Below are 23,960 nucleotides of genomic sequence, written 5' to 3'. Positions count from 1 at the left end.
TTGCGGATTTTAAATTAATGCAATAAAACAGGGGTGTCATGATTGCACCTCAATAATTGGCTTTATCAGCACATCATTAACAGAGGATACTATCTTGTTATTGCTGTTGACGTGGTTGAATGTGTAACTGTGGCTGTCTTTAGCTATTTTCCCGATTATTGTTTTGCAGTCTTTGAACGTTATTTCTCCCTGCTCAGAACAACTCACAGTCTTTTGCTGATTATTGGTGAATAACCTGCCTTTTATTTTTTCTCCGTCAAGAATTAGTACTAAACGACTATTATCATCGATAAAATCAACATGTTTGAGAAAATAAATTTCAAAGGCATAGTCTTTATCCAGCGAAATCGACAGTCGAATCCCGTGAGTAATTTTTTCTAAGCAGCGTACTTGTTCAGTTATATCAGTACTTGCTTGTGAATTGATTATGTGAGCCGATATAAACTGGTTTTTGCTATCAAAACTAAGACTGAGCAGTGCATCGTTGTAAGCGTCAATAAACATGCGCATAGGTAATTTGCCTGTAATAGCTATTGGTTGAGATGCTTTCACGATATCAGCTTCGGGCTTAGCTTTTTCTTCGTCTGGCTTTGAGTAATGCTTTTGTTTTAAATCATAGTATACACTCCTTTTAATTAAGCTTGAGGAATGCAAGAAATCATTTATGGGGGTGATTCTTAGCCAAGTCATCTCTTCGACTCTTGAAGCGACGCTTGGGTGTTTCTGCAGATAGGATAAAACACCCGCATGTATTATCAGGGCCTGTGGGTGCCAAAGGTGCAGATCCGAGGTTAATATGTCGGCTGCTATTACGGCTTCAATACTGTATTTCGGATTTAATATCTGTATCGCATTGATTTTGCCGACCTTACGGAATATTTTTAAATATTGTGACACTCCTGAAATTATTTCATATTTCTCTCCTTTTTCTATTACCTTTATTGGGTTCAAGCTTACGTACTCATTAACGCCGGAAGAAAGTTTCTCAAATTTCTGGTTAAACTTATCCTCCAGTATCATTAATGCCGGAGCTATCTCAGTATATAACTGATGTATCATTAATGAGTTAAAGTCTATGCTTATGCGTTTCTCCATTCTGGACATAATTCTCCCTCTGTTTTGTGATTTGTGAAACTGAGGGCTTTGCGTTTTTCATTAAATTATCGATTTTTGTGAGCGAAATGCTCATTTGAATTGATATAGGGCTATTTTTGAGCAAACTTCTCCCTATATAATTTTTTGAGATTTTTGAGGATTAAATCGAATGATTTAGGTTACAGGGACACTTTCTCTGACGTTTTCACACTGACAGTTACTCACGTATTCATTATCTTTTATCTAAAACTATAATGCCAGTTAGTTTCAGATAACACTTTGTCATTAAACTGATTTGCACCTTGTGTCCTCAAAACATAAACCAGTTGACAAAGCACCCAACGCCTTCAGGTTTGATATTTTTCCCTTATGGGGGGCGTTCATGGCGATTTGAGCTCAATTTTTAATTATTGCCAATTTTTATGCAAATACTGCCCTTGTTTATCAGGAAACAAGCTGAAAACAAGCGGTGGTCTGCTTTCATATTTCTTATCCGATCTGCAACGGTCGTATGCCGGGGTCATAGATTGTTTCCCGTATGCTAAGACAGATCTTTCATTATAGGTGCTGCAAGTCATGGCCCCTAATTGCAGCGACATTTCATGTAACGCATTCGCCTCTGTTCACATATTCAGTTGTCAAACAACATTCTTTTTATAATTTTAGCAAGCAAGGATAGTAACTTCAAGTGTTTTTTTCGTGCTGCTGCAATATGTTGCCTATATGCAAATTATTTTATAAAATAAGGAGAGAACAGAGAGGGAGATATGGGAATAACAGATTACCATGCCAAGTATTTTGCACATGAGCTTACCAAACAGCTTGCTTCGGGAGACCCTGAAAAACTTGCGGCTACTCTCATTGATGCACAGGTTGAAATAAAGCCCCATCAGGTGGATACGACACTGTTTGCTTTCAAATCGCCATTTTCTAAGGGTGCGTTGCTTGCTGACGAAGTCGGTTTGGGCAAAACCATTGAGGATGGGCTTGTTATTTCACAGAAATGGGCAGAGCGTAAGCGGAATATTCTGACCATCACTCCTTCAAACCTCCGTAAGCAATGGAATCAGGAGCTTGCGGACAAGTTTTTTATCCCCACCGTTATTCTTGAAAAGAAATCATTTTAGTCTGAAATCAAAAGAGGCAACCTTAATCCGTTTATTGTGGATAAGACCGGTATTACTCCTGCCACTGTCACCAAGACGCTCGGTCACTTGGATCAGCTTGGTATTTTCAAGGAGCTGACCGCACAGAAATGCAGCCGCCTTTTCTGCTATGCGGACTATATCGATATTATAAAACTATTGAGCAATTTGGTCAGCTTAATTTGATAGTATTTATGATTTCTAAATATATATTTCACTAATCAGCTAATGCTTTATTATAGACCAAAACCACGCATTTTATCGTGCTGCTCCTTGTAGTTCGGCAGATATTTCTCAACAAGCTTCCAGAAATCTTTGCTATGGTCATGGTGTACCAGATGGGCAAGCTCATGCACTACGATATATTCAACACAGTCTATCGGCAGCTTGATAGCTTCATAGTTGAAGATTATATTCCCTCTGGATGAACAGCTTCCCCATCTTTTTGCGACCTTCTTAAAGGTGATCTTTGTATAGCTTCGCCCCATTACTTCAGCCCACTTGATAGCCAAAGCAGTAATACGCTCCTTAGCCTTCTCTATATAAAACCCATCAAGAGCTTTATACATAAATTCTTTTTTCATCAGGTAAGGGTTATACCTCAATGTAAACTTTGAATGATTGAATGTCAGATATGCTCTGCCGACAGGAGCATCCTTGTCTTCTTCGAGCTTCAGATAGTATCTTTTGCCAAGGTACGGCAGCCTAGAACCTGTTTCAAACTCAAAGTTGCTGAGGTTCTCCTGAATCAGAGCTTTCTTTTGCAGAATCCAGCGGGCTTTTCCCTTTACCAGCTCCTGCATTTTTTCATCTGACATTTCCGGCGTTTTTACGACAACACCGTTTTTATTGTCCACGGTGATGTATGCTCTTTTCAGTTTAGGGTCAACAATATGGGCAAATTCAATAACTTTGTTGCCGTATTTCACAATCATGTGTTTTTCCTGAGCACTTCCACAACATCCAGAGCGAGGTCGGCTGCGGCCTTCATCCCCAGTTCGTCTCTCATATGGAGTTTGATTGCAGTGCGCATCTCTTTCATCTCGTGTTCTTTGGTGTGCCAGTCGGTAATGATTTTGCCCGTACTGTCGGTGATGCGCTCATATGCAATACGGATCAGCTCAGGCGTTAGCTCCTTCGCCCTGCCGTCCATATGTTTTTCCAGTGTTTTGAACACCGCAAATTCCTGCTCGGTCGCAAAGCCGCCGTTGCCATGCTTCAGAATTTTCTCCTGCATCTTTTCGTATTCTTCCAGCAATTCAGCAACTGAAAGCATTCCGGCTTTCCGTTTTTCAATCAGCTCATGCAAAAGCTCTGCAATGGGTTTGTAAAATTCAGGGTTTTTGTCCAGCTCGATGCTGATTTTATGTTTTATACGGTTTTCAATAGTGAGTGCGCGGGTTTTCAGGTCGCTCACCTTGCTGAGTTCCTCTTGGAACTTTTTGCGGTCAGTAATGGCAACAGGTGCATCCATAAGGTGCTCCACCCCGTTCGCACGCAAGTGGTCGTCCATCAGTTTTTTCAGCTTTTTAAAATCTTCCGCAGAGATGGAAAGCGTAGTGTCCGCATACGTGTTTGCGGCTTTTGTGCGGATATCGTTATACAGCTTCATATCATAGCCATATTTTGCGGCGTATTCATCCGGCAGAACAATGTCCATAGAGCGGTTGAATGCTTTGAGCAATGCCTTGAACTCGTCCCGCACATCTTCCGGCTCAATAAGATGTACGCATGCATTCAGGTATTTTTCCCGCTCTGCTCTGCGGTCAATCTTTATTTCTTTAAAAAACTTCACGAGCTTGTCGTGGTTTGCGTCCAGTTTTGGTTTTTCTTCATTCAGGTTGGTCATGACATCATTCGGCTCAAGGTCGCCGCTGAAAATTTCCAGCGCATCCACCAGAAACTGGGTGATTCCGCAATAATCCACAATCAAGCCGTATGCTTTGCCTGCCCGAGTGCGGTTCACTCGTGCAATTGCCTGAAGGAGGTTATGTTCTTTAATCGGTTTATCGAGGTACATAACCTGCGCAATGGGGGCATCATATCCGGTTAACAACATATCGCACACAATCAGAAAAGCGGTGTTGTCATACAGTTTTTTACCGCCCTTACTCAGGCTTGTTGCGTCACCAAAAGGGAGCTTGTAGTCATCTGTAACTTTTTGCACATCGCTCTGCGGAGTTATGTATTCATCAAATTCTTTCGGGTCTTTTTTGGGTGAATGGCTCAGAATAACTTTGCTTTCAAAAGGATTCAGCCCCAGCTCAGCCAGTTCGTTAAACGCTTTTTTATACTCCACAGCGGCAAACTTGCTGTAACACACAATCATAGCCTTGTGACCGCTTGGATGAATTTTATCACGGTAATGCTTCACAATATGCTCGGCAATTTTTCGTATGCGTTCTTTTGCACTTTGGATGCTCCCCATGCCGGTGGCTTTTGCTTTAAGGAGTTCCTGTTTTTCCTGTGATTCATTGCCGAAATATTCCTGAAATGCTTTGTTCATCTGCTCTTTTTCCAGAAACAGTTCCGGCAGTCCAATGTCATACAGAATAGGGAGCGTTGCGCCATCCTCTACAGACTGCTTGATGGTGTACTTGTCAATATATTCTCCGCCGTAAAACGTGCCGAGGGTGCTTTTTGTCTCTTTGTCTATGGGTGTTCCGGTGAAAGCGATGTATTTTGCATTCGGGAGCAGTTTGCGCATATATGCGGCAAAAAGCCCGTATTGACTGCGGTGGGCTTCGTCCACCATGACGAACAGGTTTTCCGCCTCGGTCAGCGGTTGAACATTTTCAATGTCGTCCGGCATCTCTTCGTCAAATTTATGAATAGTGGTAGTGATTGTTTTGCCGTAGCTGTCTTTCAGTTTTTCTTTCAAATCGCTGATAGACCTCGCACGAATGACATTCGGCAGACTGCATCGTTTGAAAGTGTCAGAAATCTGTTTGTCGAGGTCAACCCGGTCGGTAAGGATTATTATTATGGGGTTGCCGAATCCGTTTTCTTCCCGCTTCAGCTTAATGGCAAGGTACAGCATTGTGATTGATTTGCCAGAGCCCTGCGTGTGCCACACCACGCCGCCGTTGTTTTCGGTTTGCAGTCTGGTTAGTGTTTTCTGCACTGCCCTTATTTGCTGGTACCGTGGGAGTTTTTTGATGGTGCGTCCTTCTTCTACCTCGAATATGGTGAAATCCCGCACAATGTCCAGAAACTTGTCTTTGCGGAACAGGTTATACAGCAGAATATCCTGCTTTATTAGCGGTCTGGGGAGCATTGCGGTAAGCTCCGAAATATCTTCAGATTTAAACTCGCTGTAGTGGGTGCTGCCTGCACCGATGGAGCCATACCGCCCGCCGACTTCGTAGATGCCTGCGCAAATCTGATTATAGTAAAAAAGCTCCGGACTGTTTTCCTGGTAATATTTCAGGTCTGTGACGGACTCTTCAATAGCGTTTCTGTTTGTGGGAGACTTGCATTCGACTACAGCTAAAGGCAAACCGTTCACAAACAGCACAATGTCCGGCTTTGAGTTTACGCCACTGCCATAAAACTTCATCTGGTTTACGGCGAGAAAGTCATTATTCTCCAGGTTTTGAAAATCTATAAAAACGGGTGTTTTATGCTTGGTGGTAACAGGGTCAGGGATGGAGAAATTCGCCAGAGGAGACGAAGTGATGAGCTTGTGCAGATTGTTGTTTGCACTCATCAGGCTGTCGGCAGTAACTTTGGTGAGGGTATGCACGCATTTGCTCACCCCGTTTTCATCCATCCACGGGTTCAGCTTGCGGATGGCGCTCGCCAGCCTGTCGGTCAGCACAACCTCATGGATGCTCCCCCGTGAGTCGTGCTTGCTTGCATCAAAATAGTCGTACCCCAGCAGTTGAAACAGTTCAATAGCCGGGAGTTCAGAGGTTTTGAGTTCGCTCATTAATCACCCCCATCATGGTAATACTGTAAACCATTAAATAATCCACCCAAAGTGGTGCCTTTACCAACAGGAAATGCAAAATACACACCATATTTATATGCCAAACGTTTGTCCTTTACATACCCACGTACCTTTTCAGCGTCATTCGCTCTGATGCCTGCCTTTTTCAGTTCAATGACGACAAGGTTATGTTCGTTTGAACCACGCCTATGGACGATTATGTCAGGGCGTACAACTTCACCCTGTGAGCGTTTCGGGTCGTTCATGTCTTTGTTATACTCGCAATCTATATTGTAGCCGTCAAATTCAGTAACATTTTCAAGGTATAGTGCGAGCCTGTGGGCAATTGCTTGCTCATGTACATCATGTTCAAACAAGTATACATCACGCTCCCAGAGCATACTGATTGCTTCATTCATAATCTCTTTCAGACGGTCAAGCGTTAGGGGCATACTTTCACCCGTTTTTGTCCGGTCAGTAGCTGTTGCATCAGTCCGGTTTTTAGTGTGGTGTATGCTGATTTCCGCTTTTTGAGTGAGTCAAGCTTGTTGTCCACCTCGGTAAGGATGGAAGCTATTTTCTCCTGTTCTTCAGGGGGGGGGAGGGGTATGTTCATGTTGAGCAAAACAGACTTCGGAATATTTTTCATACTATTACTCGTTCCCGTCGCTTTTCTTTGCAACTCAGCCCTAGCATATCCATGCGACAAAATAGCAGACAGCCATTTTACACATAGAGTTTCAGGAGTTTTTGCTGAAAACTGCCATAAACGGTCAGGAAGAAACAAGTTTGGGAAATCCTTTGAAACATAACCCGATTCACCAACTAATTGAGGAGTGTTCATGCGACTCAAAATAATTGAATTTCTAGCAGGATTAATTCTTGCTCGTGCTTCTTCGCCATTCGCAATAGTTTTATATTCGTCAGCGTAAAACTTCCCAAGTGACACAGCACTTGTTTTTAAAATACCATAGTTTGCATTTGAAGCAGACTCATCAGAATTAACACTTACCCCTGCAGTCGGTGGAGTAATTAACCCTCCAAGAGACACTACCTCCCACGCTTTGGGGATGGTGCCGATTTCGGTTTGTTTGAATTCAGTGTGTCCGATGCCTTTTGTGAAGAGTTGCTGCATCAGCCCTTTTTTCAGGTTTTCGGTTGCGGTAATCTGCTGGTCGATGTTTGCCAGCTTGTCGTCCACCGTGCCCAAAATGTCCGCAATCTTCCGCTGTTCCTCAAGAGGAGGGAGGGGGATTAATATTGCTCCGAGCTGTGTTTGGTTTACAGAAGGAACTGCTCCTTCCTGAACAAGTTTACCAAAGTCCGTTTGAAGTAAGACTAAATAAAGAAAGCTAGATATAATTAATTCTTTAGGAGTCGCCCCCATCATATTATTGTCAATCAGGGTGTCCCTTGTCAGTATGCGTCGTCTGTTAAGCAACAACGCTGCACCTACTTTAGCAAAAACAACCGTATTCGCAGCGAAGACAACTCCTTTCATTGACTTAACATCTATGGCACTCACCCAGTTATTAGAAGTATGTATGTAGGTTTCATTACCCTTCAAATTCATGTCGCTAACTTTTATGAAAGGAAATTCACCGGACACATTTCCTTGGTATTCTTCCTTAAATCCTGTACCACCCCTAAGGGTACAAACATCAGAAAGCTTAACCTCTCTCCACCCATCCGGCAGTTTATGCGTCATAGCCCAGCTCCGTCAGGTAGGTGGTCAGTTTTGCGTCAATCGCCTTTTCCTCTGCTTCCAGCTTTACTATTTCCTTTAGCGTTGCTTCTATGTCTACCTGCTCTTCTTCCTCGCTGGTGTCTATATAGCGGGCGATGTTCAGGTTGTAGTCGTTCTCTTTAATTTCATCCATCGGCACGATGCGCATATATTTGTCCACATCCTGCCCTGCGTTATATGCCTGCACGATTTTTTCAATATGCTCCTGCTCCAGCATGTTCATGTTTGAGCCTGTTTTAAAATCCGCCGATGCGTCTATAATAATCACTTTCCTTTTCAGGTTGGCGGGTTTGCTTTTGTTAATGATGAGCACACATGCGGGAATACCCGTGTTGTAAAACAGCTTGCTGGGCAGCCCTACCACTGCCTCTATAATGTCGTCTTTCAGCATCCCTTGGCGAATCTGTCCCTCGCCACTGCCACGAAACAGCACACCATGGGGCAAGACAACACCCATCCGTCCGTTTTGCTTTAATGATGCTACCATATGCTGGGCAAAGGCTAAATCCCCATAGCTTCGGGGTGGAGTGCCATATGAGAAGCGCCCGAAAGCGTCATGCACTTCCTTAGCATAGTTCGGCTTTTTCCCTTCGGCTTCTGCGGTTACCTCTGCTCTTTCCCACCAACCGTCCAGACTGAACGGCGGGTTGGCAATTACACGGTCAAATGTTTTTACCGTGTCGTCACTCTCTCTATGTTTCGGGTCGCTGAGGGTGTCCCCTTTTGCAATTTGGGCACTGCGGTAGTTGTGTAGCATCATGTTCAGCTTGCAGATTGCCCATGTGCCAAGGTTGCGCTCCTGCCCGAAGAGCGTCACGTTTACGCCCGAAGGGGTTAGCCCGCCATGCTCTGCAATATACCGTGCGGATTCAATCAGCATACCGCCACTGCCGCAGGTGGGGTCGTATACTGTGTTGCCTGCTTCCGGCTTCAACAGGTGCACAATCAGCTTTACCACCCCTTTTGGGGTGTAGAATTCGCCACCCTTTTTTCCGGCATCGTCTGCAAACTGTTTAATCAGGTATTCATATGCCTGCCCCAGCAGGTCCGGGGTGTAGAGGTCTTTATTGGCAAGGCTGTATTTGTTGAAATGTCCCAGCAGACGCATTAGGGTTGCATCGGTCAGTTTCTCTTTGTCCCCAAAATGCACAGCGGTCATTACTCCGGCGAGGGACGGGTTTTTCTCTTCAATCTCGGCAAAGGCTTTGTCTATTGCTTCGCCAATCTTCTCCGTCTTCTGGGCGATGGTGCTCCAGAATGCGCTTTCGGGCAGGGCAAACTGATGGATGTCGTCATCTTCTTTTGCTTCCTGCTCTGTGTAGCCTCTCTCCGTTGCTTTTTCTACTTCTTCAAAGAAAACATCATTCGCCCGCTTCAAAAACAGCAAGCCGAAGATGTAGTTTTTATAGTCAGAGCTGTCTGTGCTTCCACGCAGAATGTCCGCCGCGCCCCACAGCCAGCTTTCCAGTGTTTCAAGTGTCAGAGTCATTTATTACCTCTCATGTACTGTGAATAATATAGCACAAAGCTCTGTAAAACCGGAATACTTTGTAAAAGAAAAGTACCCTGAAGAGAGGGCACTATTATTCCCGGGCAGAGTTCAATCTCTTTAGCAATTTTAACCTATATCAATCAGCTCCGACAAATCGGCTTTTAAGGTTGTATATTTGGCTATCAAACAGACGTCCAAAGAGACCCTAAAAAAATCAGCCTGAATTCCTTCTCAGTATTTTAATACATATTCTAAAGGCGTGAGTCCTTCTAAAGCTTTATGAGATCCAAATGTATTGTAGCCCATACGCCATTTTTCAATCCTTCACCTAGCATCTTCCAGATCTAAGAACCAATGGTCAGCTTAGGTATAAATGTAAGAATAAGTTATTTATGCCATAAGCTACCGGCTTTTCATTTTTTAGTGATTAATATTGTATATGTTTGTTTTATTTGACATATTCCAGATTCCAAGTCTGCTCTGCGAATAGAATTATACCCATATGAATCAAAAAGGCTGATACCTATTTTTGAGACGCTGCTCAGTACCGTCCAATGGTCAATCGAGTCTTTATTCGGAATTATGTCTGGGTAATATGCCGGAATTTTATTAAGAAAAATTATAATCGCTGACTTACCCTTTTTCAAAATATCTGCACATTCTTTGAGAAAATCAGCAATATTTATTTCTTTTTTAAAGGGTTTAGAATGCTCAAAACCATATTTCTCCCCGATGTGCCTGAGCAGTGGTTTCATATCCTTAAAGTAGATACCATCGCCCTTAACAGCTTCTAGCAAAATTACATTATCATTCAAAAAATCTATTGAATCATTAAAGAGAGACTGTTCGCTATTTTCATCAATGATATTTGCTTTGCGGCAAGCATTGATAATAGAATAGACACCGCAAAGATAATCAAAATAACCTTGTTTTCTTGGCTCGATCTTGTTCATTTAAGTTCTCCTATGGAAATACGTGTAGTTTTAAGTATCAATCAAGCTTTAAAATCCGACCTTATTACCTGACTTGAAAGATATTTCCTGCTTTATCAGTTCAAGAAGATCAGTGTAAATAATCTCCTTGTTTATTATAACAGAATCAACTATTGCTTTTCGGACGATATTTTCTATTTGTCCGCCGGAAAGCGGAAATGCACTGAGTATTCCGATAATGTTATCGTTCAATTCAGGTATTTTCAGCTTCCAGATTTTTTCTCTCAACTCTTTGGACGGAGTTGTATATTCAACTTTATAAAGAAACCTGCGTGAGAATGCGTTATCAAGATTATCCATCAGATTTGTCGTGGCAAAAAATATGCCTTCAAATTTTTCCAACTCTTCCAAAAGTATATTTTGCATTGAATTATTCATTTGATCCACGCTAGATGAAACATCTATTCTTTTACCAATGAGGGCATCGGCTTCATTGAAGAGAAGTATGGGAGTCTTTTTCAATGTTTTTGTTGCTTTTTTGTATTCCTCAAAAACTTTTTTGAGATTTTTCTCGCTTTCTCCAACAAACATATCCCTGATAGCTGCTATATCAACCTGAAGGATATTTCTCTCTGTTTTGAGTGCGATCTCATGCACTGTTGCTGTTTTTCCTGTTCCGGGGGCTCCGTACAGGAGGCAAACAAACCCTGACGGCAGGTTTTTATCTTTTAATGTTCTGTTTAACTGCTCGAGTCTGCTTTCTTCAAGAGCTGAGGTTAGGGTATCTATATGTGTCTTCAGAACACTGTCAAAAACAAGTGTTGTGTTGATTTCCTCATGTTTGATAGTTACCAGCTTATTGCTTTTAAATTCGGTGGATTGTTCAAAATTCAAGCCGACCATCTCTTTTGTCTTGTCTGTGAGTGAAAGCGCAAAGTCTGATCTGAAAAATCCTGATTGTGCTTCGACCTCCACATATCCGTTTTTTATGAGATCGAGCTTTTCGTTTACGATGTCTCTTTTTAATCTCATCTTAATTGAGATTTCGGAATATATATTGTTCAGATAATGGTCTATATCTTCCAATTCATTACCTTCAAAAAGCTCTTTAAGCAGATATATTAACAATATTTTGTTGTCATCGCAGGTGTTCTTCAGCAGTGATACAACAGGAATAGGGTGCATCTTCTCGAGAATGTCATTGAGTTTACTGATAAGCTTAATATGATCTTTTTTTGTTTTAGATTTATGTTCGTCTATTATTTTTGAAAAATGTTCAAATACTGAAAAAATATCTGAATAATCAATATCCAGAGTTTTTCCTGTCAGCATAAAAGTCTTAAAGCTTTTCGAAATAATGATGTCGGGGTACAATTCTTCTATGGCATCAGTATCCTCAAACTCTATAAATCTTTTTCTCTCCAACAACTTTATGGCTTCAAATACATCATAATAATCCTTCTCAGATAGTTTTAATTTCTCTGAAAAGTCAGTGAGCAGATTAAAGCTTCTATTTCTGAAGGAATAATTGGTCAGAGCGATCAACGTTCTTGTTTCAATGTCGGAAAGACCGAAAAGATTACTAAAATAGCTGATGGCTTCTTCGTTTCCTTTTCCTTTAAGGAAAAGCTTGGTAGGTTTAATATAAAGGGCTTGCTTGCAAAAATCTGTCATGGCTGTTTACCTCCATGACAGATTCTTACATAGTTGGGCGACAAATCATGTCGCAATGGTTGCGGTTTATAAGATTAATTGAGGGAATTCTAATTTATAACCACAATGTCATTAATATTCATTTGTTTAATACGGCAATCATCCCTTTTTTAACAGTAATTTACAGTAGCTCCTTTTGTTGTGCCGTGGAACGAATGTTTTTTATTGTTCATTTCTTACTAATTGAGTTTTTTATATTTTAGCGATTACCCAGTGACATTATCTACATTGCTTATTCATTAAGTCAGTCTATATCTTTGTTCAGATTTATAATTTTCTCCCCTATTACTTTCAAAAACTCCCTGTATTCCTTAGGTTCAAGTACTTCTATATTATCTATCCAGCGAACTATTATCTGGAAAAACTCCATCTCATTTGCGGTTTCAAATTTTATAATGGCAGAGCCGTCCTCAAATTCCTCTTCCATTATCTGATCTGCCGTCAAAGCTCTTCTTTTGATATACTCTGTCGCCAAAGGGCTTACTTTTATTTTTGCTGTTATGGTTTTCCCCTGTTCAAACCATATGCTCTGAGGCTTTTTTAATACCTCTGCAAAATTATCAGGGATGAACAGGTACGTTCCTGCATTTTTTATATCTGTTATGTAGTCGAGAATAAACTTTTTAAGCAATCCATCGTGTCCGGCAGCAAGATACCAGTAGCCATCATTAAAAATGATTGAATAAGGGTCAACCATGTACTTCTTGTTATATTTTGTATACAAAAACTCAATTTTCTCACTATCAGCGATTGCTCTCTCTAGCCTTGAATGGGTTTGAGCGATATTATCATAATCAATTGCTGTTTCACCGATGATGATATGTGAAGATACATCAATTTTACTGTTGATTTTATTGATTTTATCTTCATTTTCCTTGCCTAGAATGCTTTTTGAGTAATTCAGCAAAGACTTTATGAACGCATATTCCGCATTCTCCAGTATGCCCTTTTTGATTTTATATCCGTCTATGAGTGAATATGAGTTGCGTTCATCATTTTTCTGAACAAAAGGCAGATCCGCCAGTTCCAAAAGATGCCTTTGGGCTGTCCTCAGGCTTATTTCAAACTCATTCTGCACCATCTTGGAGTTGATTTCTTTATTTGTGGTAAGCATATGCAGAAGTTTTACAGCTACACTGAGCTTATTCATTATCTTCTCCTTGCACTGTTTCTATATGAACATCTCCTAAGTCGTAGCCAGCTATAACCTGTGTTAATAAATCAGCGTATTGATTATCTATATTTCCGCCAGTAAAGATAAATATGCTTTTTATATCAGTATATAGGCGGAACATCTTGTCGAATGACTCTATGCTGTTTATATTTCCGAATCCAAACAATCTATCGTTTCTTTTTCCCGGTTCTATTGCCAGAGCGTTGGGAAGATTTATATATTCAGCGATAAGCAACGAATTATTATAATATATGTACTTTAGTCGAATCATAAGTTCTTTTCACTACATATATTTGCATAAATCGTAAGCCGTGACTCACAGACTATGTCTTTTACTATTTCACAAGTATTGAAAATATCTAATTCTCTATCTTCGCACAGGCTATTCAGAAGCATTGAAAAAAAACTGTAATATTTTGTTTCATCAACCCCTGAAGATATTTCATAATGCAGAAAAAGTGCATTGCTCTCATAGGTTTCTATCACCTCTCTGACACTCCTAAGCAAACTTTTTGCCGATTCTCCTCTGTTTATATCAAATATTTTAACATACAATGAGTTTTCTTCAGGTTTTTCAACATTAAAGAAATTTATTATTGCTCTTGCGATATACTGCTGCTCCGGGCAGAACGCCGGACTGCTGGATATAGTTCCTTTGATGAAAAATTCTGCTGTTTTTTCAAGTGCAGTATCGATTCCAGAGTGGCATATAATCTTTACCATATCTTTTATTTTATCTTTGTTTTCATTTTTTGCATAAATAAATGCAGGCGAATCAGGCTTTAGGATATGTTTAACTATCTCATTTATGAGACTGGGATAAAACTCTTCATATGCAATTATATGAAGCGAATCAAAGTCATTTCTGCCGAGCTGAGAAGCAGCTATATAGTCGGCCTTTACATATATTTGCTCGTTGGATGAAAGTTCGTCTTTTCCGCGAATGCTAAAAGCTGAGAGCTGTTCTGTATTAAATCCGCACGAATAACACAAATTATCCATGAAACAATCATGCCTTTCTTTTGAGTTTCCGATAAAAATTATTGCTGTTTTTTCAGTTTCCTTCATTTAAGCCCTGCACGTAATTTGCTTTTAATTTATATTCACATTGAACGTCATTTATTGACGTATGGATGAATTATTATGGCTTTTTCTCACAAACAAACAAGATGTGTTTTACGGATTGGTGACGGTCTCCGGTTTCGGTACAGTTTTTATACTGATATAAGGTGTAAACTTACAGTCATTATATCATCTTGCTCTCAACTCTGAGCCCCTAATCCGTTGTGAACTTTATATGGTGTTTTGTCGCCATAAACTGTTTATCTATAACGCATGAGTTCAAGATTCTGAGACGACTCATCGGAACCCGGATAGTAACAGCAGGAGCACTTGATACCCAAAAGCTCATACTGACTGCTGCTGGACAGGCTGCTTCTTGCGATATCAACCATAAAGTTCCTTCAGGATATGCGTACCGTTTCCCGAGAGCTCGCTGCCATACCTTTTATGTCTTCTTTCTTCCGCTTACAAATCTGGTTAGGGTGAATATTATACTTGGCTGCTAATACTGATAAAGTCAGTTTTTCACCATAGCTTCAAGACTATGAATGCCGCTAAAGGAATTGCTCCTACCCGTGAATAGTTTCATTATGGAATACGGCGAAAATTTTTAGGTATAAACTGCATTTGCACAAAATGATTTACATGGTTGGTCTCAATATTGATTCATTTACTGAAATTATTGTAGCAATTTGCTTATTTATGCGTAAACACATCTATATAAATTTCTCCATAAACATCATATTTGCCGTCTTCTTTTTCAAACATAACTAATTCAACGCTATCTTTTTTGCGCATCATGTCCACCGAGTTATCTTCAAAGGGTAAGCCTATGCTTTCAAAATATCGCATTAATTCATTAGCGTGGCTTTCGTGATTTTGGTGTTCGGGCGGGATCAGGGCGATTATCTCCGCTGTCTTGCTTTCTGAAAAATAACGCAAGAATATTTTGAATCCAGTTTTTTGAAAATTCAGGTAGAAGGCGATAAATTCATATTTTTGGTTTGATATACAGTCCTCTATAAACGGGAATTGCGCAGTAAGCTCGTGCATAGTTATACCAGCTTCCTTCAGTCTGCTTTCTAAGTCTTGAAAGTTAACCTTATCAAAACCACATAAAAACTGAAACTGCATGCCATTTATGTTCCCAAGTTTTTCAACATTTCTTTTACTTTCAGTGTGCCTGTATTTTTCAAGTAATTCGTGAAAAGTTTTCATATACACCTTGCTACGGATACAATTTAATGTTGTCAGCGGATTATATACTGTATTTATTAATTTTGCATGTCATGGCGACAGACGCTGACGCCGGAGAGTGTTTAATTACATAAAGAAAAATAACGAAGGGCTGAAGTTATGCTATAATATACTTCTGGCTATAATATTGTCGAATTAGCACTATCGTTTGAAAATGATTGACGGGGGTTAAAATGGCTAAAGAGATTGAACCAAGATTAAGAACAATAAGCGAATATCTTACTCTTGAAAAAAATGAAAACTTTGTAATACCTGAATATCAGCGAGGATATTCTTGGGATAAAAATCAGTGTGATAAATTATGGCAAGACATTGAAGAATTTATCAATTCAGGTGCAGCTGACCCTTATTTTTTCGGAACCATTATAATCAATTGCTCAAACAATGATAAACTTAGCCTTAGCCTAATTGACGGTCAGCAGCGAACCACAACATTTTTATTACTGCTTAAGGCATTATTAATCAGATTAAAAGACGCACTTCACAACATCCCAAATGACGAAGACTCAGAAGGGCTTAAGGCCGGAATAACAGCAAATAGAAATAAAATAATGAGAATTTTGTATAAAGCTGAAGAAGAAGAAATTCCGTCAATGTTGAAAGATCATGAGAAGACCAAAGAGATATTGATAATTGAAAATAATTCAATTAATGAACTGCATCCGGAAGAAATAAAAAAAATTATTGAAGCTGCTGATTATAAAACATCTGAGGAAAGCGTGTGTAAAATTCCGCGCAAGCATAATGATAATAAATACACTAACCATTTTCGCAATTTTAAATATTTCTATGACAAGCTGCGTCTTCTTGAATCAGAAAGTGCGTTAAATAAATTCGCCAAAGATTTTTTAGGGAAATGTCAGGTCATAGAGATTCGTAGTTGGCAAGTTGAACAGGCAATTACAATGTTCAATTCGCTTAATTCGACCGGTCTGCCTCTTACGGATGCGGATATTATCTCTGCTGAGTTATATTCAAAAGCAGGTGAACATAAAGAAAAGTTTAATGATTCATGGCAAAATATAAATAAGCTTGCCGATGAATTATCTAATCGCAGAATAGTAGACATTGGTTCAATATTGCAGCAATTTATGTATATTCGTCGCGCAATGGACAAAGATTATGCCAGAGACAACTCAATAGATGTCACAACTCCAGGACTGAGGAGATATTATACTGTAATTAATAAAGAACTGCTGAGAAAACCATTGGAATTATGCGAGAATTTAGATAAAATTACGAGACTGTGGGATACTGTAAAAGATTATCCGTTGATTATGTTGTTATTAAAGTGCAATGAAAACTCTAAGCTGTTTCTGTCCAGTTATCTGTATCGATTTAAAGCAGATGATATAGATGAGTCAAAAGTAACAGATATATGTGAGAGTTTATTGAGGCTATTTATTTTGCTGGAAGTCGTTGATGCCGGTTACTCGAGCAGTAAATTTAAAACTTTCTTATTCCAAGAAAATCTTAAATTAGTTGATAATGCGGTTTCTGTTGACACCATTAAAAATGATTTTGATAAGCACATAAGAGAGAATTGGAAAGAAATAGATATAAAAGAGATAATTAGAGAATATAGCAAAAATCTCCTTGTTTACATCAATGAATATTTATATGCCAAAGAAAAGAAATCTAAATTTGATTTTTCAGATAATGTTAATATCGAGCATATAATGCCATCAAGCGGACGTAATAACGTTATTATTCGTGACGATGCAGGGCTTTCCAAGGATGATTTTAATAATGTAGTTAATAAGCTCGGGAATAAAATACTGCTTGAAGAGGATATAAATAAATCCATCGGTAATGAATGGTTCAAAACCAAAAAACAAAACTCGATTAGTAACAAATCCGGATATGCTGACAGCAGGTACTCTATCGCTTTATCTTTAACAGAGTATCATAGAGATATATGGACAAAAGATGATATCGAGATAGCAACTGAAAAGGCTGCAGAGAGAATTGTGAAGTTTATCTTTAATAAATATTAAACCAGAAGGGTACTCTTTATGCCGCATTATGAAGCTTGTGATGAAATAATGGTGCTTAAAAGTTTGGGCCTAACATATGAAGAAATTGCTGAAACTATGTTTCCTCATAAAGATAAGAAAAAGATTCTTTATATACATGGTTATAGTTCATCAAAAGACTCATCAACAGGTAAAAAACTTGCGCAGTATTTACCGAATACTGATGTTATTACGGAAACTTTCTCTGCAAATCCGCATGAAGCAATTGAGCAAGCCAACAAGCTAATATGCGAACATAAAATTGATTTAGTTGTTGCATCTTCGTATGGTGCTTTTTTCGCAATGCAGTTAAAAGGAACGCTTAGATTACTGATAAATCCCTGTTTATATCCAAGTGAACAGTTTGGTAAACGACACCCAGAATTTCAGTACCTTTCAGAATGTGTTGAACTGGAAAAAACTGTTCTGGAAAATAATTTTCAACAAATATATGCAATTTTTGCTACTAATGACGAGCTGTTTTCTTATAAAGAAGTTTTTGCTAAATATTGCAGCAATATTATAATGGTAAAAGACAAGCACCGCTTGAATTACACTAATATTAAAAAGGTTGTTGTTTCAAAGGTAAAAGCCCTTATTGATTAGGGATATACAGGAGGGTGCAATTGAAAGGGACAGGCGCACTGAGTTTAAATAAAAACGGAGTAACCTGTAAATCATTTTGTATAAGTACCGTATTAGACTTCAATCCTTTAACTGTATTAAATCATGCCACGTTCAAGGGGGGAGCTAGTCCAATGTTATCGCCGTCTATGCCTTGTTTCCGGCAAAGATTTTCTCCCACAGACTGAAGGACAAATTTGATGTGATAATTATTGAAGAGTACAGTTTAGGAACTCTTAATATTTTTTAGGCACCATTTTGGGCACCACTCTTTACATCTGTCTGGCAAATTGCTTATAAATAACACTTTAAGAAATCAAAAAATGGAGGCGGCGGGAATCGAACCCGCGTCCGAAAAACTTACAGCCAAAGGCGCTACATGCTTGTTCCGTGTTTAGATTTTCCTGCCACCGTGACCACGGACAGCCCTGCCGGCAGGTAAGCCTTTAAGTTTCAATCCCTTTGTTCAAGGCGGTTCAAAGGGCTTGGCTCACTATTGTTTGGCGCACTAGGGTCAGCCGTGAGCAGGCCTCACTTCGTGCGTCGCCGTCAATTAAGCAGCGAGTGCAAATTCTTCGTTTGCAGTTACTATTTGCCGGCTAATTAACGAGGTGCCGACCTCGGCATGCTCCCAAGACCTACGATTCCCCGTCGAAACCGATCGCCCCCGTGAGAAGAATTATTATATATGTTAAACAATTTAGTGCAAGGTCTTTATAAGATCGTGAAGAAAAAGCGTGTCTTCTGTGTTTACAGAAGGCACGCTTTATAATCTATTTGAGTCTTGCGATAAGGCGTTCTGCATGATCGAGTGCCTTAGCCTGGACCTGATCTTTGTCACCCGCCATTCCTGGGATGTACATCATACCATTTGAAGACACGCTTTCCTCAAGTTTTACCTGTGTTAGTGCCAGTGTTTGTTTTACTGGCAAAAGCAGTTCATCTGTAGTGGGGTTCACATAACCATCTGCCGGAACACCTGTTGTAAAAGAGAGAATAACTGGTTTTCCTTTCAATTTATCGCCACCTTCTCCGTAGGCAAATCCATAGGTAATAACTTCATCAACCCATTGTTTAAGCAGCCAAGGCATGCCGTACCAGTTAAAAGGGAACTGAAAAACTATTCTGTCTGCGTTAACAAGTTCTTTTTGTTCCGCTGAAACATCAAAATGACCGTCAGGTCTGTGATTAGCCAATGTTCTTACTGTAACATCAGGCAGTTTTGCTATTTCTGCAACTATAGTTGCATTTGATAATGACTGTTCAGGCGTTGAATGTCCGTAGAGTACAAGTGTTTTCATGGTATCCTCCTTAAAACTTGTTTCTGTTATTTCCAGAGATATTTATCTCATTTTTTCCGCTGCATCGTTTATAAGTTCTGCGAGTTTGTCCGCTTCTTCCATCCCAAGTTTTTCAGAATACATCTCATAGAGGTCTTGGGATGCTTTTGAAATTTTTGCTGTGAGTGCCAAACCGTTATTAGTGGCAAACATTTCCGCGGTTTTCCCGTTTCTGTTTCGGGTTATGTAGCCTTTCCGTTCAAGTCCGTCCGCAAAGCGTGTTATTGTTGACGGGGCGAGAGAAAGAAGCTCTGCCGCACGGGTGGGGCTTATGCCCGGCTCATCAGCAGCAAGCACAAGAAGAAAAGCCTGTGAAGGGTGCATACCTGTTGAGGTGAAGCATTCTTCAGCGAGTTTTGAGATTTGTCTGGCAAAGCTCATGCTTGCTGCATAAAGACATTTTTTTGAAGTATGACCTTTCATCTCTTTCTCCTTGCTTGTACATACAAGTATAATCGCTCTGCGGGATGAGTCAAGGGGTAAATGAGATAAAAATAGTATAAATTTTGGTGAAATCACATAAGGTGTTGCTAAATTGGCAGAATGATTATCTTATTTTGAAATCTCTGCTTATTTCTCTTTGCAGGTCGCGTTCTTTTATTACTTGACGTTTATCATGGCTCTTTTTCCCTTTTACGAGGGCTATTTCGGCTTTGATAAAGTTGCGGGAGTTGAGATATACGCTTAAGGGAACCACTGAAAGCCCCTTTTCGTTCATTTTACCGATAAGCCGTGTGATCTCTTTTTTATGGAGAAGCAGCTTGCGGGAACGGGTAGGCTCGTGGTTTGAGATGTTTCCCTGTTTGTATTCGGATATATGGCAGTTGATAAGGTGCATTTCTTCACCGATAATTTTAACGAAAGAATCCTTGAGGTTTATATTTCCGCCTTTGGTGGATTTAACTTCTGTTCCCTGAAGAACAATCCCTGCCTCGAATTTTTCGATTATTTCATAGTCAAAAAAAGCTTTTTTGTTTCTCGCCAAAGTTGCCATAAGTTTTTTTCTCCGTAGATGAATAGGTTATTATCCGGCACATAAAAATACAAGAGGAAAGATTGTTATTTGTTGAAATAATAGTTACAATATAGGAATTATTGTTCCCGAATTATTATTTGAGGGTGTTAATGTCCGTTTTTAAATACAGTGCATCACTGCTTAGTTTGTTTGCTTCTCTTTCCACCGCAATGATTTTTTCTGCTGTGGTTTTGTATTTTATTAATGCAAATGCAAAAAATGATTACGGTGAACGTGCCGTACTGCTGGAAAAACAATTTACTGAAAACAGTCAGGCGGAAGTGAAGAACGAGATTGAGCGTATGCTGATTCGTATTGATGCTGTGAGAGAGAGCAATATAGAGATGAAAAAAGCTTCTGTTGCACAGAGAGTTGGGTCTGCTGCGGAATATCTTAATCTCAGTCTGGATGGGGATACCGCTTACAAAAAAGCTGATTTTGGCAGGATGATTTCTGCTTTTAAAGGTGCGGATGATTCAGAATATTACTTTTTGATTTCTGATGACGGAACAATTATTTACCATGAAGAGAATAAAAAACTTATTAATCAGAATATCGTAAATCTGCTTAAAGGCAGCCCTGAACTTACGGCTCTGTTGAACGGCCTGAGGAATTCAGGAGGAGGATTCGGCTCATATGAGCTTAATGACAGCCTCCGTACCAGTGGTAAAGTGAAGATAGGCTATGTTCAGAAGCTGAAAAATATTCCATTGTTCATTGGCAGCTCATTTACAATTGAAAGTGCCGAGGATGAGGCAAAAAAGCGTGTTATTTCCTCCATCCGCCGTGAGCGTTACGGAAAAGATAAAACAGGATATTTCTGGGTTAATGACAGTGATTTTACCGGCATTGTGCATCCGGGGAATCCGGAGCTTGAGGGGAAAAACCTTAAAAACATGCGCTCCCGAGACGGAAAGTATCTTTTTCAGGAAGTAGACAAAATAGTGAGGAACGGAGGTGGATACGTTGAATACTTCTGGCCCCGTCCTGATACTGTTGTTCCTGAACGGAAAGTAACTTATGCAACAGTGTATAAGCCTTGGGGATGGGTGATCGGAACAGGCTTTTATTTCAGTGATCTTGAAAAACAGCTTGAAGATGAACGGGCACTTATTGAAAAGCTTGTTCAGGAGGATATAGAGAAAGTCAAAAGGGTAATTTCTTACCTTTTTGCTGTTGTTTTAATTTCAGGTATTTTTATATACAGAATGATACGCAAACTGGAAAAACGGCAGGAAGGACACCGAAATCTTCTTGAGCAGTACAAATCTATTTTGGATAAAAGTTCAGTTGTCACAATCACTGATGAATACGGTGTAATGACTTATGTTAACGATAAATTTTGTGAAATAAGCGGTTACAAAAGAGAGGAACTGATCGGAAACAGGCATAACATTATAAAGCATTCCACCACTCCTATAGAGACTTTTAAAGAGCTTTGGAACACTATAACAAAGGGCAAAGTCTGGAAAGGGGTTCTACGCAACCGCAGGAAAGACGGAGAGAGTTTTTATATAAGTGCGACAATCGCTCCGATACTGAATGAATTTGGTGAAGTTATAGAATACATAGCCTGTGCTAACGACATCACAGAGCTGGTGGAAAACCGCAACCGGATTGAAGAGCTTTTTAACAGTGACAGTCTCACTGGGCTCGGCAGCAGGGTGAAGCTTATCAGTGACGCTGAACCCATGGAATATCCGATTCTTGCGATAGTTGATATACGAGGCTTTAAGCAGATCAATGAGTTTTTCGGCAATCATTTTGCCGACCGGATTCTGATTGAAACAGCCAGAGAGTTCGTGGCTTTTCCTGCTTTGGCAGGATATTCGGTTTACAGGCTGCACTCTGATAAGTTTGGCATACTTGCAAATAATGCAGATCCGGTTGTTTTTAAAAACAATGTATCTGCTGCTATGCGGAGAGTCGGGGCAATTCTTCAGGAGCGTCACGGCGAGGATAAACACATATACTTTACCGCAGGAATAGCAGGGGATAAGGACAACCTGCTTGCTTATGCAGACATGGCACTGAATGGAGCAAAAAAACTTAAGCAGGATATTCTTGTTTATTCTCAGGCGGATAACAGAATCAAGGCTGATTTTGAGGAAAATCTTTCTATAATCAGGAAAGTTTCTGATGCTTTAAAGAACGACCGTGTCACCGCTTATTATCAGCCTATAATAGATATGAAAACCGGCGACAGTGAAAAATACGAATGTCTGATGAGGATAATAGACGAAAACGGTGATGTAATCAGTCCGGCTAAGTTCCTTGATATTTCAAAGAAAACAAACATGTACCCAAGGCTGACCGCAAGGGTTATTGAAAAATCCGTGGCAGTATTTAAAAACCTGCCTTACCAGTTTTCGATCAACCTTTCCGTTGAGGATATTTTCGACCGTGACACAATGGATTATCTCTTTACCGTGGCGAAGAACAATGGGGTTTTGGGCAGGCTGGTTATTGAGATTGTCGAGTCGCAGGAGCTTGTGAATATAGATGAGACTAACAGGATTTTTGAGAAGTTTAAATCCGGCGGGGCAAAGATCTCAATTGATGATTTCGGTGCGGGGTTTTCCAACTTTGATTATTTGATGAATATAAGGGCGGATTATCTGAAGATTGATGCCTCCATTGTGAAGAGAGTTGAGGACGATGAAAGCTCAAGGGAGATAATCGCATCTATTGTATCCCTTGGCAGGCACTCCGGAATGAAGACCGTTGCCGAGTTCATATCAAATAAAAACATAGCCCGTGAAATAGCTCTTCTCGGTGTTGATTATGGACAAGGGTATTATTTCGGCAAGCCGGAGGATAAACCTGTGTTTGTGTCTCAAAATATTGTTATATAAGTTATTTTTAAATTAATTCTGAATGATGTCTAATAAAATATTGTGTTCGTTTTTGTCTTGTTGTAAAGTCTGGTATTAGTTAATTCAATAACATACAAGGAATGTCTATGATTAAAACTGGGAATGGTTTTGCAAACGGAATAGAGTTTATGGATCAGCAGCACACATTCTTTGCCGCTTCCATAAACCGCCTGCTTGAAGCGATGAAAAACGGAGAAGGCAAGGAAGAAATCCGTAAAACCATGCGGTTTGTTGAGCTTCATATTCTTAAGTATTTCCCCAGAGAAGAAGAATTCATGGGTGAGAACAACTATCACGATATTGATTTCCATATTACTCAGCACAAAAAATTCAGGGCAGACTTTGAAGAGATAAAAGATATATATTTCTCAAAAGGCTATTCTGTGTCCCTTCCTCTCACTCTTCAAAGAAAGATGCAGGACTGGATGACGAATCACATATGCAAGGCTGACCGCATATTGGCGGATTATGTAAACTCTGTTAGAAAAACCGGAGGCGGCTGCGCCGGCTGAAAAGAAAAACGCGCGTAGCTGTGACGCGCG

At 39.9% G+C, this 23,960-nt stretch carries 19 protein-coding genes, 1 other RNA gene and 1 pseudogene; 5 read left to right on the top strand and 16 right to left on the bottom strand.

Annotated elements, in window-relative coordinates; all coding sequences use genetic code 11:
- Positions 1-36: 36 nt before the first annotated feature.
- Positions 37-1,104: a hypothetical protein gene (locus ACYRYY_RS04830; protein ID WP_460214409.1), complete on the bottom strand. Its 1,068-nt coding sequence runs from the start codon at positions 1,102-1,104 to the stop codon at positions 37-39.
- Positions 1,105-1,862: 758 nt separating this feature from the next.
- Between ACYRYY_RS04830 and ACYRYY_RS04825 the strand changes: the two are divergent.
- Positions 1,863-2,219: pseudogene (locus tag ACYRYY_RS04825) on the top strand (SNF2-related protein); the annotation flags it as partial.
- Between the two features lie 257 nt (positions 2,220-2,476).
- Here ACYRYY_RS04825 and ACYRYY_RS04820 read toward each other — a convergent pair.
- The 11 genes from ACYRYY_RS04820 to ACYRYY_RS04770 form a co-directional block, all read right to left on the bottom strand.
- Positions 2,477-3,175, bottom strand: a complete 699-nt coding sequence (locus tag ACYRYY_RS04820) for a M48 family metallopeptidase (protein WP_460214408.1) — start codon at positions 3,173-3,175, stop codon at positions 2,477-2,479.
- Positions 3,172-6,171, bottom strand: coding sequence for a type I restriction endonuclease subunit R (locus ACYRYY_RS04815; protein WP_460214407.1), 3,000 nt, complete (start codon positions 6,169-6,171; stop codon positions 3,172-3,174). Before ACYRYY_RS04815 ends, ACYRYY_RS04820 begins: the two co-directional genes overlap by 4 nt.
- Complete coding sequence (locus ACYRYY_RS04810; protein ID WP_460214406.1) at positions 6,171-6,623, bottom strand: hypothetical protein; 453 nt, start codon at positions 6,621-6,623, stop codon at positions 6,171-6,173. The genes ACYRYY_RS04815 and ACYRYY_RS04810 overlap by 1 nt, the downstream gene beginning before the upstream one ends.
- Complete coding sequence (locus ACYRYY_RS04805) at positions 6,614-7,879, bottom strand: restriction endonuclease subunit S (RefSeq protein ID WP_460214405.1); 1,266 nt, start codon at positions 7,877-7,879, stop codon at positions 6,614-6,616. Before ACYRYY_RS04805 ends, ACYRYY_RS04810 begins: the two co-directional genes overlap by 10 nt.
- Positions 7,869-9,407: a type I restriction-modification system subunit M gene (locus ACYRYY_RS04800; RefSeq protein WP_460214404.1), complete on the bottom strand. Its 1,539-nt coding sequence runs from the start codon at positions 9,405-9,407 to the stop codon at positions 7,869-7,871. Before ACYRYY_RS04800 ends, ACYRYY_RS04805 begins: the two co-directional genes overlap by 11 nt.
- A 416-nt stretch (positions 9,408-9,823) precedes the next feature.
- Positions 9,824-10,363, bottom strand: coding sequence for a hypothetical protein (locus tag ACYRYY_RS04795; protein WP_460214403.1), 540 nt, complete (start codon positions 10,361-10,363; stop codon positions 9,824-9,826).
- Positions 10,364-10,411: 48 nt separating this feature from the next.
- Positions 10,412-12,016, bottom strand: coding sequence for an ATP-binding protein (locus ACYRYY_RS04790; RefSeq protein WP_460214402.1), 1,605 nt, complete (start codon positions 12,014-12,016; stop codon positions 10,412-10,414).
- A gap of 283 nt (positions 12,017-12,299) precedes the next feature.
- Positions 12,300-13,205 (bottom strand): helix-turn-helix transcriptional regulator, encoded by a 906-nt coding sequence (locus ACYRYY_RS04785; RefSeq protein ID WP_460214401.1) that lies wholly within the window; start codon positions 13,203-13,205, stop codon positions 12,300-12,302.
- Positions 13,198-13,464: a hypothetical protein gene (locus ACYRYY_RS04780; RefSeq protein WP_460214400.1), complete on the bottom strand. Its 267-nt coding sequence runs from the start codon at positions 13,462-13,464 to the stop codon at positions 13,198-13,200. The genes ACYRYY_RS04785 and ACYRYY_RS04780 overlap by 8 nt, the downstream gene beginning before the upstream one ends.
- 32 nt (positions 13,465-13,496) lie before the next feature.
- Positions 13,497-14,297 (bottom strand): hypothetical protein, encoded by an 801-nt coding sequence (locus ACYRYY_RS04775; RefSeq protein ID WP_460214398.1) that lies wholly within the window; start codon positions 14,295-14,297, stop codon positions 13,497-13,499.
- 690 nt (positions 14,298-14,987) lie between these two features.
- Positions 14,988-15,509, bottom strand: coding sequence for a hypothetical protein (locus ACYRYY_RS04770; RefSeq protein ID WP_460214397.1), 522 nt, complete (start codon positions 15,507-15,509; stop codon positions 14,988-14,990).
- A 212-nt stretch (positions 15,510-15,721) separates the two neighbouring features.
- Between ACYRYY_RS04770 and ACYRYY_RS04765 the strand changes: the two genes are divergently transcribed.
- Both ACYRYY_RS04765 and ACYRYY_RS04760 read left to right on the top strand, forming a co-directional pair.
- A complete protein-coding gene (locus ACYRYY_RS04765) occupies positions 15,722-17,545 on the top strand; it encodes a DUF262 domain-containing protein (RefSeq protein WP_460214395.1) in 1,824 nt (607 codons plus the stop codon).
- A gap of 18 nt (positions 17,546-17,563) precedes the next feature.
- Complete coding sequence (locus tag ACYRYY_RS04760) at positions 17,564-18,169, top strand: YqiA/YcfP family alpha/beta fold hydrolase (protein WP_460214393.1); 606 nt, start codon at positions 17,564-17,566, stop codon at positions 18,167-18,169.
- A 339-nt stretch (positions 18,170-18,508) separates the two neighbouring features.
- On the opposite strand, the gene ssrA is transcribed toward ACYRYY_RS04760, so the two are convergent.
- The 4 genes from ssrA to smpB form a co-directional block, all read right to left on the bottom strand.
- Positions 18,509-18,856: a transfer-messenger RNA gene (ssrA, locus tag ACYRYY_RS04755) on the bottom strand.
- 104 nt (positions 18,857-18,960) lie between these two features.
- The gene (locus ACYRYY_RS04750; protein WP_460214392.1) at positions 18,961-19,488 is read right to left on the bottom strand and encodes an NAD(P)H-dependent oxidoreductase; all 528 of its coding nucleotides are present in this window, start codon (positions 19,486-19,488) and stop codon (positions 18,961-18,963) included.
- A 42-nt stretch (positions 19,489-19,530) separates the two neighbouring features.
- Positions 19,531-19,950, bottom strand: a complete 420-nt coding sequence (locus tag ACYRYY_RS04745; protein WP_460214391.1) for a MarR family winged helix-turn-helix transcriptional regulator — start codon at positions 19,948-19,950, stop codon at positions 19,531-19,533.
- 124 nt (positions 19,951-20,074) lie between these two features.
- The gene (gene smpB, locus ACYRYY_RS04740; protein ID WP_460214390.1) at positions 20,075-20,521 is read right to left on the bottom strand and encodes an SsrA-binding protein SmpB; all 447 of its coding nucleotides are present in this window, start codon (positions 20,519-20,521) and stop codon (positions 20,075-20,077) included.
- A 131-nt stretch (positions 20,522-20,652) separates the two neighbouring features.
- On the opposite strand from smpB, the gene ACYRYY_RS04735 reads away from it, so the two are divergent.
- On the top strand, positions 20,653-23,397 hold the full coding sequence (locus ACYRYY_RS04735; RefSeq protein WP_460214389.1) for a cache domain-containing protein: 2,745 nt from the start codon (positions 20,653-20,655) through the stop codon (positions 23,395-23,397).
- A gap of 107 nt (positions 23,398-23,504) precedes the next feature.
- Complete coding sequence (locus tag ACYRYY_RS04730; RefSeq protein WP_460214388.1) at positions 23,505-23,930, top strand: bacteriohemerythrin; 426 nt, start codon at positions 23,505-23,507, stop codon at positions 23,928-23,930.
- The last annotated feature ends 30 nt before the right edge of the window (positions 23,931-23,960 follow it).

It is taken from the genome of Geovibrio sp. ADMFC3 (assembly GCF_054687035.1).
The sequence above is the reverse complement of the archived record's forward strand: the minus strand, read 5'-3'. Positions and strand labels throughout refer to the sequence as shown.

Bases quoted from the DNA above. Each gene is read 5' to 3' on its own strand.
- ACYRYY_RS04765 (WP_460214395.1), top strand. From the start codon at position 15,722: ATGGCTAAAGAGATTGAACCAAGATTAAGAACAATAAGCGAATATCTT.
- smpB (WP_460214390.1), bottom strand. From the start codon at position 20,521: ATGGCAACTTTGGCGAGAAACAAAAAAGCTTTTTTTGACTATGAAATA.
- ACYRYY_RS04775 (WP_460214398.1), bottom strand. From the start codon at position 14,297: ATGAAGGAAACTGAAAAAACAGCAATAATTTTTATCGGAAACTCAAAA.
- ACYRYY_RS04770 (WP_460214397.1), bottom strand. From the start codon at position 15,509: ATGAAAACTTTTCACGAATTACTTGAAAAATACAGGCACACTGAAAGT.
- ACYRYY_RS04750 (WP_460214392.1), bottom strand. From the start codon at position 19,488: ATGAAAACACTTGTACTCTACGGACATTCAACGCCTGAACAGTCATTA.
- ACYRYY_RS04830 (WP_460214409.1), bottom strand. From the start codon at position 1,104: ATGTCCAGAATGGAGAAACGCATAAGCATAGACTTTAACTCATTAATG.
- ACYRYY_RS04730 (WP_460214388.1), top strand. From the start codon at position 23,505: ATGATTAAAACTGGGAATGGTTTTGCAAACGGAATAGAGTTTATGGAT.
- ACYRYY_RS04810 (WP_460214406.1), bottom strand. From the start codon at position 6,623: ATGCCCCTAACGCTTGACCGTCTGAAAGAGATTATGAATGAAGCAATC.
- ACYRYY_RS04790 (WP_460214402.1), bottom strand. From the start codon at position 12,016: ATGACAGATTTTTGCAAGCAAGCCCTTTATATTAAACCTACCAAGCTT.
- ACYRYY_RS04815 (WP_460214407.1), bottom strand. From the start codon at position 6,171: ATGAGCGAACTCAAAACCTCTGAACTCCCGGCTATTGAACTGTTTCAA.
- ACYRYY_RS04805 (WP_460214405.1), bottom strand. From the start codon at position 7,879: ATGACGCATAAACTGCCGGATGGGTGGAGAGAGGTTAAGCTTTCTGAT.
- ACYRYY_RS04760 (WP_460214393.1), top strand. From the start codon at position 17,564: ATGCCGCATTATGAAGCTTGTGATGAAATAATGGTGCTTAAAAGTTTG.
- ACYRYY_RS04800 (WP_460214404.1), bottom strand. From the start codon at position 9,407: ATGACTCTGACACTTGAAACACTGGAAAGCTGGCTGTGGGGCGCGGCG.
- ACYRYY_RS04795 (WP_460214403.1), bottom strand. From the start codon at position 10,363: ATGAACAAGATCGAGCCAAGAAAACAAGGTTATTTTGATTATCTTTGC.
- ACYRYY_RS04735 (WP_460214389.1), top strand. From the start codon at position 20,653: ATGTCCGTTTTTAAATACAGTGCATCACTGCTTAGTTTGTTTGCTTCT.
- ACYRYY_RS04785 (WP_460214401.1), bottom strand. From the start codon at position 13,205: ATGAATAAGCTCAGTGTAGCTGTAAAACTTCTGCATATGCTTACCACA.
- ACYRYY_RS04820 (WP_460214408.1), bottom strand. From the start codon at position 3,175: ATGATTGTGAAATACGGCAACAAAGTTATTGAATTTGCCCATATTGTT.
- ACYRYY_RS04745 (WP_460214391.1), bottom strand. From the start codon at position 19,950: ATGAAAGGTCATACTTCAAAAAAATGTCTTTATGCAGCAAGCATGAGC.